This window comes from Cellulosimicrobium sp. CUA-896, assembly GCF_001942335.1.
Taxonomy (GTDB): Bacteria; Actinomycetota; Actinomycetes; order Actinomycetales; family Cellulomonadaceae; genus Cellulosimicrobium.
The window spans coordinates 19,915-37,098 of sequence record NZ_MKKH01000077.1; the positions used below are offsets into that span (position 1 = coordinate 19,915).

Sequence of the window (17,184 nt, forward strand, 5' to 3'; positions counted from 1 at the left end):
GTCGTTGACGGAAAAATTCGGTGTCCCTACCGTCTCTCTCATGTCGACGACGACGGGCGTCCACGCGATGGTGCGACGGACCCACGAAGGACGGGTGCTCAGCGCCCTGCGCACCTCCGGCGCGCTCAGCCGCGCGACCTGGCGCGCCACGTCGGCCTGTCGCGCACCACGCTGTCGGAGATCACGGCCCGGCTGCTCGAGCGCGGCGCGATCGTCGTCGTCGACACCGACGCCGCGCAGCGCCGGGGGAGCGGGCGGCCGGCAGAGCGTCTCGCGCTCGACCCGGCGTCGGGGCAGTACCTCGGCGTGGACTTCGGCCACCGCCGCGTGCACGTCGCCGTCGCCGACGCCTCCCACGAGATCATCGCCTCCGGCGTGCAGCGGTACGACGACGACACGAGGTGGACGGCGCGGATCGCCCTCGCGTTCGAGCTCGTCGACCGGGTCGGTGCCGAGCACGGTCTGCACTTCGGAGCCCTCCAGGCCGTGGGCATCGGCGTCCCGGGCCCGTACACCGGCGCGCGCGGCATCACGTGGAACCACCGGACCGCGCCCGAGGGCGTGGACACCGCCTTCGCCGAGCGCTTCCACGCGTCCGTGGTGGTCGACAACAACACGCGCCTCGCCGCGCTCGCGGAGGCCGTCTCGCGGCCGGGTGCCGTCGGCGACGTCGTCTACGTCCGCCTGTCCGACGCGTCGGCGGCGGTCTCGTCGTCGCCGGCCGCCTCGTGACCGGCGCGCGCGGGTTCGCGGGTGAGCTCGGTCACGTGACCGCCGACCACGCCGGCGTCGTGTGCCGGTGCGGCAAGCGTGGGTGCCTCGAGACCGTCGCGTCCGTGCCCGCCATCCTCGAGGCGTGCCGCGTCCGCGGCGCGGAGCTCGTCTCGCTCGACGACCTCGCCGCGGCGGTCGAGCGGGAGGACCCCGTCGTCGACGCGGTGCTGCGCGAGGTCGGGGCCACGCTCGGGCGCGTGCTCGGCGCCGCCGCCATGACCCTCGACCCGGACGAGATCGTCATCGGCGGCGAGGTGGCGCACGTCGCCCCCGTCATCGTCGAGCAGGCGGCCTCGGCCCTGCGGTACGAGCTCCACTCCCTCCCGACGGACGGCCCGCGGGTCGTGCGGGCCGGCCGCCTGCGCGACAGCGACGGCGCGCTGGGCGCGCTCGCCGCCGTCTTCCACCAGTCCCCCCTGCTCGTCGAGTACCCGGCACCCGCCCCCTCGGGCGGGCGTGACACGCAAAGGAGCGCACGATGACCACACCGACGCCGAGCATGGCTCGGAACGGCCCCGGCGCGGGGTCGGGCTCCGTCGCCGCGGGCTCGGCCGCGCCGCTCGTGCGGGGCACCGCGGCGTCCGACGGCGGGACCGCCCCCTCCGCGCCCGGGCCGTCCCGGCGGCGGTCGACGGACCGCCGCACGAAGCTGCGGCTGCTCAACGCCGTCTCGATCGTCGGCGGCATCGCGATCTGGTGGGCCATGTCCCTGGCGGGCCTGCAGTTCCCGACCCCGCCCGAGGTCGTGAGCAAGGCGGTCGAGCTCTGGCAGGACGGCGTCCTCCAGCGCGACGTCCTCGCGAGCCTCGGGCGTGTCCTCACCGGCTTCCTCATCGGGTCCGCCGCGGCGATCCCCGTCGGCTTCCTCATGGGCTGGTACACCGTGGCGCGGGGGCTGTTCGAGCCGTGGATCCAGTTCTTCCGCACCATCCCGCCGCTGGCGCTGCTGCCGCTCGTGCTCGTCCTCATGGGCATCGGCGAGCTGCCGAAGGTGTTCGTCATCTTCCTCGCGGCGTTCCTGGCGTGCGTCATCTCGACGTACCAGGGCGTCGTCGGCGTCGACAAGACCCTCATCAACGCCGCACGCGTCCTCGGCGCGAAGGACGGGCGCATCTTCCTGCGCGTCGTCGTGCCGGCGTCCACGCCGTTCATCCTCGTCGGCATGCGCGTCGGGCTCGGGTCCGCCTGGGCGACGCTCGTGGCCGCCGAGCTCCTCGCCGCGCAGGCCGGTCTCGGGTACCGGATGCAGCAGGCCCAGCTCTACTACGACATCGCGACGATCTTCGTCGGCATCGTCGCCATCGGCGTCCTCGGCCTGGTGATGGACCGGCTGCTGCTCCTCGCGGAGACCAGGCTCACCGGATGGCAGGAGCGACGATGACCACCACGACCGACACCCCGCGCAGCACCGCGAAGATCTCCGTGCAGGGCGTGCGCAGGACGTTCGAGCTGCGCAACGAGGAGTTCGTCGCGCTGGAGAGCGTCTCCCTGGACATCGCGGACAACGAGTTCGTGACGGTCGTGGGCCCGTCCGGGTGCGGCAAGTCGACCCTCATGAACATCCTCGCGGGCCTCGACGAGCCGACGGCGGGCCACGCCCGGGTCGACGGCCGCGACGTCTCCGGCCCCGGTCCCGAGCGCGGCGTGATCTTCCAGCAGTACGCGCTGTTCCCGTGGCTGACCGTGCGCAAGAACATCGAGTTCGGGCTCAAGGTCGCCGGCCTCGGCAAGGCCGAGCGCCGCGAGCGCGCCGAGCACTTCATCCGGCTCGTCGGCCTCGAGCAGTTCGCGGACGCGCTGCCCAAGATGCTCTCGGGTGGCATGAAGCAGCGGTGCGCCATCGCCCGCGCGTACGCGGTGGACCCGTCGATCCTGCTCATGGACGAGCCGTTCGGCGCCCTCGACGCCCTCACGCGCGTCAAGCTCCAGGAGCAGCTCCTCGAGACGTGGAGCCGCGAGAAGCGCACCGTCATGTTCATCACGCACGACGTCGACGAAGCGGTGTTCCTCGCGAACCGCGTCGTCGTCATGGCCGCCCGCCCGGGCCGCATCTACGACGTGATCGACGTGGACCTGCCCTACCCCCGCACCGAGGAGGTGCGGCTCAGCCCCGAGTTCGCCGAGCTGCGGAACCGGGTCTGGACCTCCGTCTACCACCAGACGCCCGGCACCGCCGCCGACGCGTCCACCACCCCTACGGCCTGACGGCCTTCGAAGAAGAGGACCACCATGCGCACCACGACCACCCGCCTCGCGCCGCCGCCGTCGCCTCCACGCTCGCCCTGACCCTCGCCGCCTGCTCGAGCGACGGTGGTTCCAGCACCGACGCCGGCGGTGACGGCGGCAGCGCCGAGGAGACCATCCAGGTCGACTTCGGCTACATCCCGGACTTCAACGGCACCAGCCTGCTGGCGATCGCCGAGGACCAGGGCATGTGGGAGGAGCACGGCATCGAGATCAACACGCCCTCGTTCACCAACGGCCCGCTGCAGATCCAGGCGCTGGGCACCGGCGACCTCGACTTCGGCTACATCGGCCCCGGGGCGTTCTGGCTGCCCGCGTCGGGCCAGGCGAAGATCGTCGCGATGAACACGCTCGGGCAGGCCGACCGTGTCGTCGCCCAGCCGGGCATCGAGTCCATGGAGGACCTGCGCGGCAAGAAGGTCGCGATCCCCGAGGGCACCTCGGGCGACATGATCCTCACCCTCGCCCTCCAGGAGGCGGGGATGACCAAGGACGACATCGAGGTCGTGCCGATGGAGCCGGCGGCGATCGTCGCGGCCCTGTCGTCCGGCCAGGTCGACGGCGCCGGGTTCTGGTACCCGGCGCTCGCCACGGTCAAGGAGCAGGTCCCGGACCTGGTCGAGATCGCGAGCAACAAGGACTTCGAGGACACGATGGCGTTCCCGACGGCGTTCGTCGCGAGCAACGACCTCGTCGCCGAGGACCCCGAGATGGTGCAGCGCGTCCTCGCCGTGCTGCGCGAGGCCATCGCGTACCGCGCGGACAACATGGACGACGCGGTCGCGCTCACCGCGGAGTACAACGACCTCGCGGTCGAGGCCGTCGAGGGCGACGCCGCGAACGTCGAGATCCTGTCCCTGGAGGACATCGACTCGATGACCGAGGACGGCACGGTGAACGACTGGCTGACCGTCATGGGCGACTACTTCGTCGACGCGGGCAAGCTCGAGAGCCCCGTGGACCCGTCCGAGTACTACACGGGGGACCTGTTCCTCGAGGCAGGCGAGTGACGGCCCGATGAGCGACACGACCACGACGGGCGCGCCGGGCGCCCCGAGGAACGTCCTGTTCCTCATGACCGACCAGCACCGGGTCGACACCCTCGGCACGTACGGCAACCCGCACGCCTCGACCCCGGTGCTCGACGAGCTCGCGCGCACGGGCACCCGGTTCGACCGGTGGTACACGCCGACGGCGATCTGCACCCCGGCGCGCGCGAGCCTCCTCACGGGGCAGGCGCCGTTCCGGCACCGGGTGCTCGCAAACCACGAGCGCAACGTCGGGTACCGCGAGGACCTCGCGGAGGGCACCTTCACGTTCGTGGAGGCCCTGCGCGAGCGCGGGTACAACACGGGGCTGGTCGGCAAGTGGCACGCCGGCACGGAGAAGAACGCCGCCGACTTCGGGTTCGACGGCCCGGACCTGCCGGGCTGGCACAACCCCGTGGACAACGAGGACTACCTGAAGTACCTGGCGGAGAACGACCTGCCGCCGTACGCGATCAGCGACCGCGTGCGGGGCACGCTGCCGAACGGCGGGCCGGGAAACCTGCTCGCCGCCCGGCTGCACCAGCCCGTCGAGGCGACGTTCGAGCACTACCTCGCGACGCGGACCATCGAGCTGCTCGAGCGGTACGCGGAGGACTTCCGCAGCGGCCGCCGGCCGTTCTTCCTCGAGCTGAGCTTCTTCGGCCCGCACCTGCCCTACATCGTGCCCGACGAGTACTTCGACCTGGTCGACCCGGCCGACGTCGAGCTGCCGAAGTCCATCGCCGAGACCTTCGCGGGCAAGCCGCCGGTGCAGCAGAACTACAGCGCGCACTGGACGTTCGACACCATGCCGATCGAGGTGACGCGCAAGCTCATCGCCGTCTACTGGGGGTACGTGGCGCTCATCGACCGGGAGATCGGGCGGGTCATGGACGCGCTCGAGCGGCTCGGCCTCGTCGACGACACCGCGGTGTTCTTCACGTGCGACCACGGGGAGTTCACCGGGGCGCACCGGCTGCACGACAAGGGGCCCGCGATGTACGAGGACATCTACCGCACCCCGGGCCTGCTCCGCGTCCCCGGCGGCCCGCAGGGTCAGGTCCGCACCGAGTTCGTGAGCCTGCTCGACTGCACCGCCACGATCCTCGAGCTCGCCGGCGTCGACCCGGCACCGGCCGTGGACTCGCGCAGCCTCCTGCCGCTGGCGCAGGGGGAGTCGGTGCCGTGGTCCGAGGACATCGTGTGCGAGTTCCACGGGCACCACTTCCCGTACCCGCAGCGCATGCTGCGCGAGGACCGGTACAAGCTCGTGGTCAACCCCGACTCGACGAACGAGCTGTACGACCTGCACCGGGACCCCGACGAGCTCATGAACGTCTACGAGCACCCGGAGATGACCGAGGTCCGCTCGCGCATGATGCGGCGGCTGTACCGCCTGCTGCGCGAGCGCGGCGACAACTTCTACCACTGGATGACCACGATGTACGACGTCGGGGACGTCGACTACGACCCGACGCAGTCGGGCCTCGACGAGACGACCTACCAGGCCGAGCCGGCGGCGACATGAGGCGGCCCAACATCGCGTTCGTCCTCACCGACGACCACGCGGCGCACGCCATCGGCGCGTACGGGTCGGTGGTGAACACGACCCCCCACATCGACGCGATCAGCGCGGCGGGCTGGCGGCTGGACCGCTGCTACGCGACCAACTCGCTGTGCTCGCCGAGCCGCGCGTCGATCCTCACCGGGACGTACAGCCACGTCAACGGCGTCACGACCCTCGAGACGCCGATCGACGCGAGCCAGCCCACGTTCGTGTCCGCGCTGCGCGCCGCCGGGTACCGCACGGCCGTCGTCGGCAAGTGGCACATGGGCGACGGGCCGGGCCACGACCCCGAGGGCTTCGACTACTGGGACGTGCTCATCGAGCAGGGGGAGTACCACGACCCGACGTTCCTGTCGGCGATGGGCCTGCGCACCGAGCCGGGTACGCGACGGACGTCATCACCGACCTCGCGCTGCGCTGGCTCGACTCCCTCGAGGGCGACGACCCGTGGTGCCTGCTCGTCTGGCACAAGGCGCCGCACCGGCCGTGGGAGCCCGACGAGGCGCACGCCGACCTGTACCGGGAGCCGATCCCGGTGCCGGCCACGTTCACGGACGACTACGCGACCCGGACCTCCTCGGCACGGCGCGCGGCGATGCGGATCGCCGAGCACCTCACCGCCGAGGACCTCAAGGTCGACCCGCCGCCCGGCCTGACCTACGACGAGCTCGCCCTGTGGAAGTACCAGCGCTACATGGAGGACTACCTGCGCTGCGTCGCGTCCGTCGACGACAACGTCGGGCGGCTCACCGCCGCCCTGCGCGAGCGCGGCGAGCTCGACGACACGCTCCTGCTGTACTCCTCCGACCAGGGGTTCTTCCTCGGCGACCACGGCTGGTTCGACAAGCGGTTCATGTACGAGGAGTCGATCCGCATGCCGTTCCTGCTGTCCTACCCGCGGGCGCTCGACGGCGGCCGCGTGCACGACGGGATCGTCACCAACGTCGACCTCGCCCGCACGATCCTCGACGCCGCCGGCGTCGAGCCGCACCCGCGGATGCAGGGCCGCTCGTTCTGGCCGGAGCTCGCCGGGCACCACGGGACCGGCGACCACGCCGACCCGCCCCCCGACCCGCCCGCGAGAGGGTTCTACTACCGGTACTGGGAGCACGACGACGTCTTCCACAAGGCGCCCGCGCACTACGGGTACCGCGACGACCGCTACAAGATCGTCTACTTCTACAACGACGGCACCGGCCTCGCCGGCACCGGCCCCTTCACCTACCCGGGGGAGTGGGAGCTGTACGACCTCGAGCGCGACCCCGAGGAGCTGCACAACGTCGCCGACGACCCCGCCTACGCTGACGTCCGCGCCCGCCTCGAGGTCGACCTGTGGCACGCGCAGGCCGCCGTCGACGACCGTCCCCACCCCGGGCAGCCCGTCCCCGCGGGGATCGCCGCGCTCGCCGGCCGGACCGGGACATGAGCGCCGAGAGCCGCTTTCCACGGTCCGTCTACGGGGTGGGGACCGAGCCCGACCCGCGCTTCAGCCTCGCGAACGAGCGCACCTACCTCGCCTGGCTGCGGACCGCGCTCGCGCTGTTCGCCGCCGGCGTGGCCCTCGAGGCGCTCGACGTCCCCGTGGACCCGCGGTTCCGGCTCGCCTCCGCCGCCGTGTTCGTGCTGCTCGGCCTGCTCGGCCTCGTGCAGGCCTGGCGCGGCTGGGTGCGCACCGAGCGCGCGCTGCGCGAGGCCCGCCCCCTGCCGGGGCCGTCGATCGGCGTCGTCGTCGGCGCCGGTGCCGGCGTCGCGATGCTCCTGCTCGCGGCAGGCGCCCTCGCATGACCGCACCCGGGCCGCCGTACGACCCCGGGCTCCAGCCCGAGCGCACCCTCCTCGCGTGGCGGCGCACGTGCCTCGCCCTCGGCGTCGCCGCCGCCGTGGCGGTGCGCTTCGCCGCCGACGTCGTGGGGCCCGTCGCCGTCGTCCTCGGCGCGTCGGGATCGGGACGGCGCTCGCGGCCTCCGTCGTGGCGGCCCGGCGTTATCGTGCGTCCCCGACCGGTTGACCGCGACGGGGGGAGCTACCGGTGGACGGGACGGCGCTCGCCGCGCTGACCGTGACCGGCGCGGTGGTCGGCCTCGCCGCGGCGGTGTTCGTCGCGGGCGGTGTCGCCGCGGTCGGGTCGGGGAGATGATCCGAGGGGGAGAGGATGGGGCGATGAGCGACACGGTCACCGGCTCGCCGACGGCGGACCTCGTCCGCATCGACGGCGGCACGTTCCGCATGGGGTCGGAGCACTTCTACACGGAGGAGGGCCCGGTGGTCGAGGTGACCGTCGCGCCCTTCGAGATGGGCCGCACCCAGGTCACCAACCGGGAGTTCGCCCGGTTCGTCGACGCGACCGGCTACGTCACGACGGCGGAGCGCGCACCCGACCCCGCCGAGTTCCCGGGGGCGGACCCCGAGCTGCTCGTCCCGGGCTCGCTCGTCTTCACCCCGACGGAGGGACCCGTCGACCTGCGCGACTGGCGGCAGTGGTGGCGGTGGCAGCCGGGTGCGTCGTGGCGGCACCCCGCCGGTCCGGGATCGTCGCTGGAGGGGAAGGAGGACCACCCGGTCGTCCAGGTGTCGTTCGAGGACGCCGGCGCCTACGCGGCCTGGGCGGGGCTGCGGCTGCCGACGGAGGCCGAGTGGGAGATCGCGGCGCGCGGCGGCCTGGACGGCGCGACGTACACGTGGGGCGGCGAGGCGCAGGACGGCACGCGCGCCAACACGTGGCAGGGCCGGTTCCCGTACCTCAACACCGGCGCCGGCTCCGGCCGCTGGGTCGGCACCGCGCCCGTCGGCTCGTTCCCGCCCAACGAGTTCGGGCTGCTCGACATGGCCGGCAACGTCTGGGAGTGGACGACCGACCCCTGGACCGACGGGCACCGCCGCCCCGACCTCCTGACGACCGAGCCGGAGCACGCGTGCACGTGCGGGTGCGGCCCGTCCGACGCGCGGGAGCGCGCCGACGCGCAGGCGCCGCCCGAGCGTCTGGTGCTCAAGGGCGGGTCGCACCTGTGCGCGCCCGAGTACTGCCTGCGGTACCGCCCGGCGGCCCGCTCGCCGCAGACGCCGGACTCGTCGACGACGCACATCGGCTTCCGCTGCGCGCGCTGACCCCGGTGCCCGTCAGCCCCGAGGGCTGCCCTCGCTCGCGGCGGGCTCGACGGGACCGGTCCCTGCGCCGCCCAGCTCGCCCCGGTCCGGCTCCACGTCCTCGCGCAGCGTCACGGCGTCGGCCGCGTCCGCGCGCCGCGCGTCCACAGCAGGAGCGCGGCGAGCGCGTACGCCACGGCGAGCGCGACGAACACCGGCCTCGACCAGCCCGTGTCGGGCAGCGTGAACGCCGCGAGAGCCGCCGCGCCCACGAACGCCGCGTTGTACAGGACGTCGTAGAACGCGAACGCGCGCCCGCGGAAGCCGTCCTCGGTGTCGCGTTGCACGATCGTGTCGACCGCGATCTTCGTGCCCTGCGCCGCCAGCCCCAGCAGCGCGGCACCCGTGTAGACCACGGCGCGCGACGGCGTCGTGAGCAGCAGCAGCTGGCTCGCCGCGGCGAGCACCAGCATGATCGCGATCCACGCCTGCGGGCCCGTGTAGCGCGAGAGCGTCGGGGTGAGCAGGACGGCACCCGCGCCACCCACGCCCGTGAGCCCGACGACGACGCCGAACGTCGCGAGGCCCGCGTCCGGGTTCCCCGGCTCGAGGAGGTTGCGCGCGATGAGGATCGACGCGATGAACACGACCCCGTACAGGAACCGGTGCGTCGCCATCGCCAGCAGCGCCTGGCCCGGGGTGCGGCGGGCGACGAGGTAGCGCGCGCCGTCGGCCAGGCCACGGGCGACCTCGGCGATCTGGCTCGTCACCGCGCCCCGCTCCGGCCGCTCCGGGCCGAGCTGCGTGCGCCCGAGCCGCAGCGCCAGGAGCGACGCGACGCCGAACACCAGCGCCGCGCACACCAGCGCGGAGGAGTCCTTGACCCGGCCCGGCTCGAACGCGAGGCTCAGGACGAACCCGATGCCGCCGCCCACGAACGCCGCCCCCGCCCCGAGCGTCGGGGTGAGCGAGTTCGCGGTCAGCAGGAGCGGACCGTCGACGACACGCGGCAGGCCTGCCGACAGCCCCGCGAGCAGGAAGCGGTTCACCGACAGCGCCGCGAGCCCCAGCGCGTAGATGCCCGCGCCGACGCCCCCGGACAGCATCAGCGCCGCCATGCCCAGCGTGAGGACGACCCGCACCGCGTTGCCCCACAGCAGCACCTGCCGCCGCTGCCACCGGTCGAGGAACACGCCCGCGAACGGGCCCACGATCGTGAACGGCGCCAGCATCACCGCGAACGCGCCCGCGATCGCCGCCGCCGAGCCCTGCGCCTCCGGGGAGAAGAACAGCAGCGACGCGAGACCGACCTGGAACATGCCGTCGCCCGCCTGCGACACCAGCCGCACGGCGAACAGACGACGGAAGCCGCTCAGGCGCAGCAACGCCCGCAGCTCGGAGATCACGCCCACGCGTTCACCCTACTTTTCTGGCTGACGGGCGTACGGTCGCCCTGGGTGGTCGGCCCGGGTGGGTGCGCCGCGTCTACCATCCGCCGCTCGTGCCTCGCGGCTCCCGCCAGACCCGCCACGACGCGGCGCACCACGGCCCGCCCTGCATCGCCTCACCTCGATCGGCGCTCACCAGTGGCGGGGCAGAGCGAGGTACCGCCCTGGTGGCGCGACCTGGAGCGCGACCGTGCGAGGCCGAGCGCCGGTCACCCGGGCGACACGAGCGGCGAGCGGATGGGGCGGACTCGGATGCGAAGGGCGTCGAGCCGCGCTCGTGAACCCACGGCCGACCGACCGTGGTGACGGCGCGGCAGCCCGAGCACCGAGACCGCCCCACCCGCGGGGAGGCCCTACCTGGACCGCTCAGCTCAGCGCTCGACCTTCTCGGTCGTGCCGACCGCTGCGCTCCGCTGCGGGCGAGCGCCTCGTTCCTCGGCCCTCACCCTTCGCTGCGCTCCGGCTCAGCGCTCCACCTCGCCGCGGATGAAGGACTCCAGCTGAGCACGGCCCTTCGTGTCCTCCATCTGGACCGGCGGGGACTTCATGAAGTACGTCGAGGCCGAGAGGATCGGGCCGCCGACGCCGCGGTCCTTCGCGATCTTCGCGGCGCGGACGGCGTCGATGATGATGCCCGCGGAGTTGGGGGAGTCCCACACCTCGAGCTTGTACTCCAGGTTCAGCGGGACCTCGCCGAACGCGCGGCCCTCGAGGCGCACGTAGGCCCACTTGCGGTCGTCGAGCCACGCGACGTAGTCCGACGGGCCGATGTGGACGTTGCGGTCGTCCGTCTTGCCGGCGAGTGGACCCTCGAGGTTCGACGTGACGGCCTGCGTCTTGGAGATCTTCTTGGACTCCAGGCGCTCGCGCTCGAGCATGTTCTTGAAGTCCATGTTGCCGCCGACGTTGAGCTGGTACGTGCGGTCGAGGATGACGCCGCGGTCCTCGAACAGCTTAGCGAGCACGCGGTGCGTGATCGTCGCGCCGACCTGCGACTTGATGTCGTCGCCGACGATCGGGACGCCGGCCTGCTCGAACTTCGCGGCCCACTCCGGGTCGGACGCGATGAAGACGGGGAGCGCGTTGACGAACGCGACGCCCGCGTCGATCGCGGCCTGCGCGTAGAACTTCGCGGCCTCCTCCGAGCCCACCGGCAGGTAGCAGACGAGCACGTCGACCTGCGCCTCGCGCAGCGTCGCGACGACGTCGACCGGCTCCGCGTCCGACTCCTCGATCGTCTGCGCGTAGTACTTGCCGACGCCGTCGAGCGTCGGGCCGCGCTGGACGGTCACGCCGGTCGGCGGGACGTCCGCGATCTTGATGGTGTTGTTCTCGGACGCGTTGATCGCCTCGGCGAGGTCGAAGCCGACCTTCTTCGCGTCGACGTCGAACGCCGCCACGAAGTCCAGGCTCGACACGTGGTAGTCGCCGAACTGCACGTGCATGAGGCCGGGGACGGTGTCCGCCGGGTCGGCGTCACGGTAGTAGTGCACGCCCTGGACGAGGGACGATGCGCAGTTCCCTACGCCGACGATGGCGACGCGGATGGAGGTCATCCTCGCTCCTTGGTGATCGAAGTTCCAGGATCCTCGGGGCGACGAGCGCCGGGCTCCTGACCGGGTGTTTCCGCAGGGTGCGGGGTGCTGCTGGGTCGTACGCGGCCGCTCCGGGGTGTTCCGAAGGAGCGGTCGCGCTCGGTGGTGATGAGACCGTCGAGCCAGCGCACCTCGCGCTCGACCTGCTCGAGTCCGTGGCGCTGCAGCTCGAGCGTGTACTCGTCGAGCCGCTCGCGGGTGCGGGCCGCGGACTCCCTGACCGCCTCCAGCCTCTCCGTGAGCCGGGTGCGCCGGCCCTCGAGGATGCGGATGCGGGTCTCGGCGTCGGTCTGCGCGAAGAACGCGAACCGGACGTCGAAGCTCTCGTCCTCCCACGCGGCCGGGCCCGAGGAGGCCAGCACGCTCTGGAGGTGTTCCTTGCCGTCGGCCGTCAGCTCGTAGACGATGCGCGCCCGCTTGCCCGACAGGGCCGGCGCCAGCGCCGCCGGGGCGGCGGTCTGCTCCGTGCCCGTGATGAGGCCACGGGCGACGAGCGTCTTGAGCGCCGGGTACAGCGACCCGTAGGACAGCGCGCGGAACGAGCCGAGCATGAGGTTGAGGCGCTTGCGCAGCTCGTAGCCGTGCAGCGGCGCGTCGTTGAGGAGGCCCAGGATCGCCGTCTGGAGCACGGGTGTCTTGCTGCGCACGATCCTCACCTCCGCCCGTCGCGTCGTCGTCCTCGCCCGCCCGACGACCGGGAGGAAAGTCGATGTATCGAGTCGATACATCGGTAGGTTAGGTCGTGTCGATGTGTCGCGCAACGCTCGGCGCGCGGCGTGACGGCGGTCACGGGGGCGCGCCGACTTGTGAAGGAGCGGCGGAGGGCCCGGGCGGCCGGGGCGAATCGTTGGCGGACGATCGCGCCGTCGTGCCGCACGGTCCTTGCCCGGCGAGGGCGACGTCCTATTGTTCAGGGTGGCCGGTCCTGTGCGTGCGTGCCCGCTCCCTGCCTGCCTCGTGCCCGACGACGTCCCCTCGCTCCCGGAGCGGGCGTGCGCCGTCCGGTGGCCCGGCTCTGCGGCACGGCATGCATAGGACCCGAGGGGCGCCCCGGCGCCGCTCCCGAACGTCCCCCAGAGGAAGGCAGACCGTGGCGCGAACCACGAGCAGGAAGGGCCGGACGACCGCGCGACCGCGCGGCCGCCGTCGCTTCTTCAACTACCCGCGCTCGCACGTCTCGGGATTCCGCCGCTGGCTCCCGTCGTGGCGCGTCGTGGTCGGCACGATGCTCACCGGCATCGCGCTCGTGGCGGGCGTCGGCGCCGCCGCGTGGTTCACGACCGAGGTCCCGGACGAGCTCCCGAGCGTCGACGCGCAGACGTCGACCGTCTACTGGGGCGACGGGGCGACGCAGATGGGCACCTACGCCGTCGAGAACCGCGAGATCGTCGACTACGCGACCCTGCCCGAGTACGTGGGCAACGCGGTCGTCGCGTCCGAGGACCGCACGTTCTGGACCAACTCCGGCGTCGACGTCAAGGGCATCGCCCGCGCCTTCTACAACACGTCCGGGGCGGCGGCCGCCAGGGCGCGTCCACGCTGACGCAGCAGTACGTCGAGCGGTACTACACCGACACCGTCACGGACTACGCGGGCAAGGCCCGCGAGGCGATCCTCGCGCTGAAGATCACGCAGCAGCAGGAGAAGTCCGAGATCCTCGGCAACTACCTCAACACCATCTACTTCGGGCGCGGCGCTACGGCATCGAGGCGGCGGCGCAGAAGTACTACGCCAAGCCGGCTGCCGAGCTCACGCTGTCGGAGTCGGCCGTCATCGCGGGCATCATCCCCAACCCGACCAACTGGGACCCGGCGAACAGCCCGGAGCAGGCGCAGCAGCGCTGGGAGCGCACGCTGAACCTCATGCTCGAGGACGGCCACATCACGCAGGCCGACCACGACGCCGCGGTCGCCGCCGGCATGCCGCAGCCGGTCGAGTACGTGAAGTCGAACAAGTACGCCGGCGCCACGGGCTACCTGCTCGACACGGTGGAGAAGGAGCTCGAGCGCGACGCGGGCATCACGTCCGACGAGCTGCAGACACGCGGTCTGACGGTGACGACGACGGTCGACAAGGCGATGCAGGACGCCGCGGTCGCGGCCATGCAGACGATCCCCGAGGACGCTGCTCCGAACCTGCGTCAGGCGCTGGTGTCGATCGACCCGGCCGACGGGTCCGTCCGCGCGATGTACGGCGGTGCCGACTACCTCGCCAACCAGTACAACAACGCCACCCGCGGTGCGGCCCAGGGCGGCTCGACCTTCAAGCCGTTCACGCTCATCGGCGCCCTGGAGTCCGACCACACGCTCGACGAGCGGTTCAACGGCAACAACGATCTCGAGGTGCCCGGCTTCGACAAGCCGGTCGTGAACTTCGGGGGGTACAGCTACGGCAGCACCGACCTCGTCGAGGCGACTGCCAAGTCGATCAACACGGTCTATGCCGAGCTCAACGTGGAGATCGGCCCGGAGAAGACCGCCGACGTCGCTGCGCGGGCCGGCATCGACGCGGAGGACGTGGGTGCCAACCCGGCGAACGTGCTGGGCACCGCGACGGTGACCCCGCTCGAGCTCGCCAACGCCTATGCGACGCTCGCCGCGCAGGGGATGCGGGCCACGCCGCACATCGTCGCGGAGGTCAAGGACGCGCGCGGGAACCTCGTCTGGCAGGCCCCTGGCGCCGACCGTCGGACCCAGGAGTTCGAGCCGGACGTCATCGCCGGGGCGACCTACGCCATGACGCAGGTCGTCGAGGCGCCGGGTGGGTCCGGCGCGCCGGCCCAGGCGCTGAACCGTCCCGTCGCCGGTAAGACGGGAACGTCGAACGACAACCGGTCGGCCTGGTTCGCGGGCTTCACGCCGCAGCTCGCGACCGTCGTCGGCCTCTACCAGTCCGGTCCGAACGGCGAGCAGGAGCAGATCACGCCCTTCGGCGAGTGGGACGCGATCACGGCGGCACATGGCCCGTGCAGGCTGGACCACGTACATGCAGGCCGCGATGGAAGGCATGCCCGTGGAGGAGTTCCCGGAGTACACGCCGCCGCGCAAGCCCCAGCCGACGGAGACGCCGACCGAGGAGCCTACGGAGGAGCCCACGGAGGAGGAGACCGAGGAGCCCGAGGTCGAGGAGCCCGAGAACGTCTCCGTGCCGGGCAACCTGGCGGGCATGTCGCAGCAGGACGCGCGGGCGGCCCTGCAGGCGCTCGGTCTCAAGGCGAACGTCACCGAGGAGTTCTCCGACACGGTGCCGCGCGGGATCGTGATCAGCTCCGGCTCGGCGGGCGCGCAGGTGCCCCCGGGCTCGACGATCGCGCTCGTCGTCTCCAAGGGCCCGGACCCGGCGAACCAGGAGCCGGAGGAGCCCGAGGAGCCGGAGGACCCGGAGAACCCGGAGGATCCGGACCCGGGGCAGTCGCCACCTCCGACCACCCAGCCGACGACTCCGGGCGGCACGAACCAGGGCGGCAACAACAATCGTGGCGGTGGCTCCGGGGGCTGACCGACCGGCACCGCCTGCGCCGGGGACTTTCCCCCGCCACGGATTTCCAGGCCCGCGCCCGGTACGGGTACCCTGGGGAGCTGCTGTCCGCGGCTACGTCGCGACAGCAGGACTGCATGAACCCTCCTGTCACGGATGGACCGTGACCGTGAAGACCAGAGGAGGTGGGTTATCCGCATGCGTCAGTACGAACTGATGATCATCCTCGACCCGGAGGTCGAGGAGCGCACCGTCGGCCCGTCGCTCGACAAGTACCTGTCGGTCATCAAGACCGACGGCGGTTCCGTCGACAAGGTGGACATCTGGGGTCGTCGCCGCCTGGCGTACGACATCGACAAGAAGTCCGAGGGCATCTACGCGGTCGTGGACTTCACGTCGACGTCCGACACCGCCAAGGAGCTGGACCGTCAGCTCGGCCTGAACGAGGCCGTGCTGCGCACCAAGATCCTGCGCACGGACGCTCGCTGACCTTCCCCCGCACCCCCTCGCGGCTCGTCCTCCACGGGTCCGCCCCACGCCTCGCGCGTGTGGGCGCCACGTGATGGGATGGGCCGCCGACACGGACGACGACGAGACACGAAGGAGCTGGCCATGGCAGGTGACACCGTCATCACGGTGATCGGGAACCTCACGGGCGACCCGGAGCTGCGCTTCACCCCTGCGGGTGCGGCGGTGGCCAACTTCACGGTGGCGTCGACGCCGCGGACCTTCGACCGCCAGGCGAACGAGTGGAAGGACGGGGAGACCCTGTTCATGCGCTGCTCGATCTGGCGCGAGGCCGCGGAGAACGTGGCCGAGTCGCTGACGAAGGGCATGCGCGTCATCGTGCAGGGCCGTCTCGTCCAGCGCTCGTACGAGACCCGTGAGGGGGAGAAGCGCACCGTCGTCGAGCTGCAGGTGGACGAGATCGGTCCTTCCCTGCGCTACGCCTCCGCGAAGGTCACCCGGGCCCAGCGCTCGGGCGGCGGTGGCGGCGGCTTCGGCGGCGGTGGCGGCTTCGGTGGAGGCGGCAACGCCTCCGGCGGTGGATTCGGCGCTTCCGGCGGCGGTCAGCAGAACGACGACCCGTGGGCCACGGCCGGCCCGGCGTCGTCCGGCGGCTCGTTCTCCGACGAGCCCCCGTTCTGACCGGACGCCACACCCAGAACATCCCTCGTCCCTGACCGACGCCGCGTCCGCGGCCCGGGCGGGGACCGCACCTGAGAAGGAGCACCCACCATGGCCAAGCCTGTGGTGCGCAAGCCCAAGAAGAAGTCCAACCCGCTGAAGACGGCGAAGATCGAGACGGTCGACTACAAGGACACCGCTCTCCTGCGCAAGTTCATCTCCGACCGCGGCAAGATCCGCGCGCGTCGCGTGACCGGCGTCTCCGTCCAGGAGCAGCGCCAGATCGCCCGTGCGGTGAAGAACGCGCGTGAGATGGCCCTGCTGCCGTACACGTCGACGGCTCGCTGAGCGGGGAGGGGAAGAACATGGCCAAGCTGATCCTGACCCACGAGTCACCGGTCTCGGTGAGCCCGGCGACGTCGTCGACGTCAAGGACGGGTACGCCCGCAACTACCTCGTCCCGCGCAAGCTCGCCACGCCGTGGTCGAAGGGCGCCGAGTCGCAGGTCTCCGCGATCCGCAAGGCGCGCAAGGCCCGCGAGATCGCGTCGCTCGACGACGCGAAGGCGATCCGCGACTCGCTGCAGTCGAAGCCGGTCGTCGTCGAGGCGAAGGCCGGCGCCGCCGGTCGTCTCTTCGGCGCGGTGACGACGGCGGACATCGCGTCCGCGGTCGCCGCCGCCGAGGGCCCCTCGGTCGACAAGCGCAAGATCGAGATCGGCCAGCCGATCAAGTCGACGGGCGACTACACGGTCTCCGTCCGCCTGCACCCCGAGGTCTCCGCGACCGTCGCGGTGAAGGTCGTCGCTGCCTGATCTGCTGATCCAGCACCGCGAAGGC

17 protein-coding genes and 3 pseudogenes are annotated in these 17,184 nt (G+C 72.0%); 17 read left to right on the forward strand and 3 right to left on the reverse strand.

The features are described 5' to 3' along the window. The first annotated feature begins 306 nt into the window (after window positions 1-306). The 11 genes and pseudogenes from BJF88_RS20595 (at window position 307) to BJF88_RS16500 (ending at window position 8,718) form a co-directional block, all read left to right on the forward strand. Window positions 307-732, forward strand: coding sequence for an ROK family protein (locus BJF88_RS20595; protein ID WP_222844034.1), 426 nt, complete (start codon window positions 307-309; stop codon window positions 730-732). Continuing rightward, window positions 729-1,256 (forward strand): ROK family protein, encoded by a 528-nt coding sequence (locus BJF88_RS20600; RefSeq protein ID WP_222844035.1) that lies wholly within the window; start codon window positions 729-731, stop codon window positions 1,254-1,256. Before BJF88_RS20595 ends, BJF88_RS20600 begins: the two co-directional genes overlap by 4 nt. Further along, a complete protein-coding gene (locus BJF88_RS16465) occupies window positions 1,253-2,155 on the forward strand; it encodes an ABC transporter permease (RefSeq protein WP_255372119.1) in 903 nt (300 codons plus the stop codon). Before BJF88_RS20600 ends, BJF88_RS16465 begins: the two co-directional genes overlap by 4 nt. After that, a complete protein-coding gene (locus BJF88_RS16470; protein ID WP_075829584.1) occupies window positions 2,152-2,979 on the forward strand; it encodes an ABC transporter ATP-binding protein in 828 nt (275 codons plus the stop codon). The genes BJF88_RS16465 and BJF88_RS16470 overlap by 4 nt, the downstream gene beginning before the upstream one ends. Before the next feature lie 77 nt (window positions 2,980-3,056). Further along, window positions 3,057-4,028 (forward strand): aliphatic sulfonate ABC transporter substrate-binding protein, encoded by a 972-nt coding sequence (locus tag BJF88_RS16475; protein ID WP_075829638.1) that lies wholly within the window; start codon window positions 3,057-3,059, stop codon window positions 4,026-4,028. A 7-nt stretch (window positions 4,029-4,035) separates the two neighbouring features. Then, window positions 4,036-5,574: a sulfatase-like hydrolase/transferase gene (locus tag BJF88_RS16480; protein WP_075829585.1), complete on the forward strand. Its 1,539-nt coding sequence runs from the start codon at window positions 4,036-4,038 to the stop codon at window positions 5,572-5,574. Continuing rightward, a pseudogene (locus BJF88_RS22565) lies at window positions 5,571-5,825 on the forward strand (sulfatase-like hydrolase/transferase); the annotation flags it as partial. The gene BJF88_RS16480 and the pseudogene BJF88_RS22565, both read left to right, overlap by 4 nt. Window positions 5,826-5,869: 44 nt before the next feature. After that, window positions 5,870-7,039 carry a sulfatase/phosphatase domain-containing protein gene (locus BJF88_RS16485; protein ID WP_255372120.1) on the forward strand — a complete coding sequence of 390 codons (1,170 nt, stop codon included), beginning with the start codon at window positions 5,870-5,872 and terminating at the stop codon, window positions 7,037-7,039. Further along, window positions 7,036-7,398 (forward strand): YidH family protein, encoded by a 363-nt coding sequence (locus BJF88_RS16490; protein WP_075829586.1) that lies wholly within the window; start codon window positions 7,036-7,038, stop codon window positions 7,396-7,398. The genes BJF88_RS16485 and BJF88_RS16490 overlap by 4 nt, the downstream gene beginning before the upstream one ends. Next, the gene (locus BJF88_RS16495) at window positions 7,395-7,670 is read left to right on the forward strand and encodes a DUF202 domain-containing protein (RefSeq protein ID WP_075829587.1); all 276 of its coding nucleotides are present in this window, start codon (window positions 7,395-7,397) and stop codon (window positions 7,668-7,670) included. The genes BJF88_RS16490 and BJF88_RS16495 overlap by 4 nt, the downstream gene beginning before the upstream one ends. 103 nt (window positions 7,671-7,773) lie before the next feature. Continuing rightward, the gene (locus BJF88_RS16500; RefSeq protein ID WP_075829588.1) at window positions 7,774-8,718 is read left to right on the forward strand and encodes a formylglycine-generating enzyme family protein; all 945 of its coding nucleotides are present in this window, start codon (window positions 7,774-7,776) and stop codon (window positions 8,716-8,718) included. A 110-nt stretch (window positions 8,719-8,828) separates the two neighbouring features. Here the strand turns inward: BJF88_RS16500 and BJF88_RS16505 are convergent, their stop codons facing one another. The 3 genes from BJF88_RS16505 to BJF88_RS16515 all read right to left on the reverse strand — a co-directional run bounded on the left by BJF88_RS16505 (window position 8,829) and on the right by BJF88_RS16515 (window position 12,387). Further along, a complete protein-coding gene (locus tag BJF88_RS16505; protein WP_075829589.1) occupies window positions 8,829-10,109 on the reverse strand; it encodes an MFS transporter in 1,281 nt (426 codons plus the stop codon). Between the two features lie 500 nt (window positions 10,110-10,609). Further along, a complete protein-coding gene (locus BJF88_RS16510) occupies window positions 10,610-11,701 on the reverse strand; it encodes an inositol-3-phosphate synthase (RefSeq protein ID WP_075829590.1) in 1,092 nt (363 codons plus the stop codon). Then, entirely contained in the window at window positions 11,698-12,387 is a 690-nt protein-coding gene (locus BJF88_RS16515; RefSeq protein WP_139316123.1) for a PadR family transcriptional regulator, read from the reverse strand. Before BJF88_RS16515 ends, BJF88_RS16510 begins: the two co-directional genes overlap by 4 nt. 707 nt (window positions 12,388-13,094) lie before the next feature. Between BJF88_RS16515 and BJF88_RS22570 the strand changes: the two are divergent. The 6 genes and pseudogenes from BJF88_RS22570 to rplI all read left to right on the forward strand — a co-directional run. Next, window positions 13,095-14,550: pseudogene (locus BJF88_RS22570) on the forward strand (transglycosylase domain-containing protein); the annotation flags it as partial. A gap of 355 nt (window positions 14,551-14,905) precedes the next feature. Further along, window positions 14,906-15,238, forward strand: a complete 333-nt coding sequence (locus BJF88_RS22575) for a PASTA domain-containing protein (RefSeq protein WP_255372131.1) — start codon at window positions 14,906-14,908, stop codon at window positions 15,236-15,238. A gap of 177 nt (window positions 15,239-15,415) precedes the next feature. Beyond that, window positions 15,416-15,706 (forward strand): 30S ribosomal protein S6, encoded by a 291-nt coding sequence (gene rpsF, locus BJF88_RS16525; RefSeq protein WP_187346243.1) that lies wholly within the window; start codon window positions 15,416-15,418, stop codon window positions 15,704-15,706. 123 nt (window positions 15,707-15,829) lie between these two features. After that, a complete protein-coding gene (locus BJF88_RS16530; protein WP_075829591.1) occupies window positions 15,830-16,366 on the forward strand; it encodes a single-stranded DNA-binding protein in 537 nt (178 codons plus the stop codon). Window positions 16,367-16,456: 90 nt separating this feature from the next. Continuing rightward, the gene (gene rpsR / locus BJF88_RS16535; RefSeq protein WP_075829592.1) at window positions 16,457-16,693 is read left to right on the forward strand and encodes a 30S ribosomal protein S18; all 237 of its coding nucleotides are present in this window, start codon (window positions 16,457-16,459) and stop codon (window positions 16,691-16,693) included. A 17-nt stretch (window positions 16,694-16,710) separates the two neighbouring features. Further along, window positions 16,711-17,159, forward strand: a pseudogene (gene rplI, locus BJF88_RS16540) (50S ribosomal protein L9). Window positions 17,160-17,184: the final 25 nt, after the last annotated feature.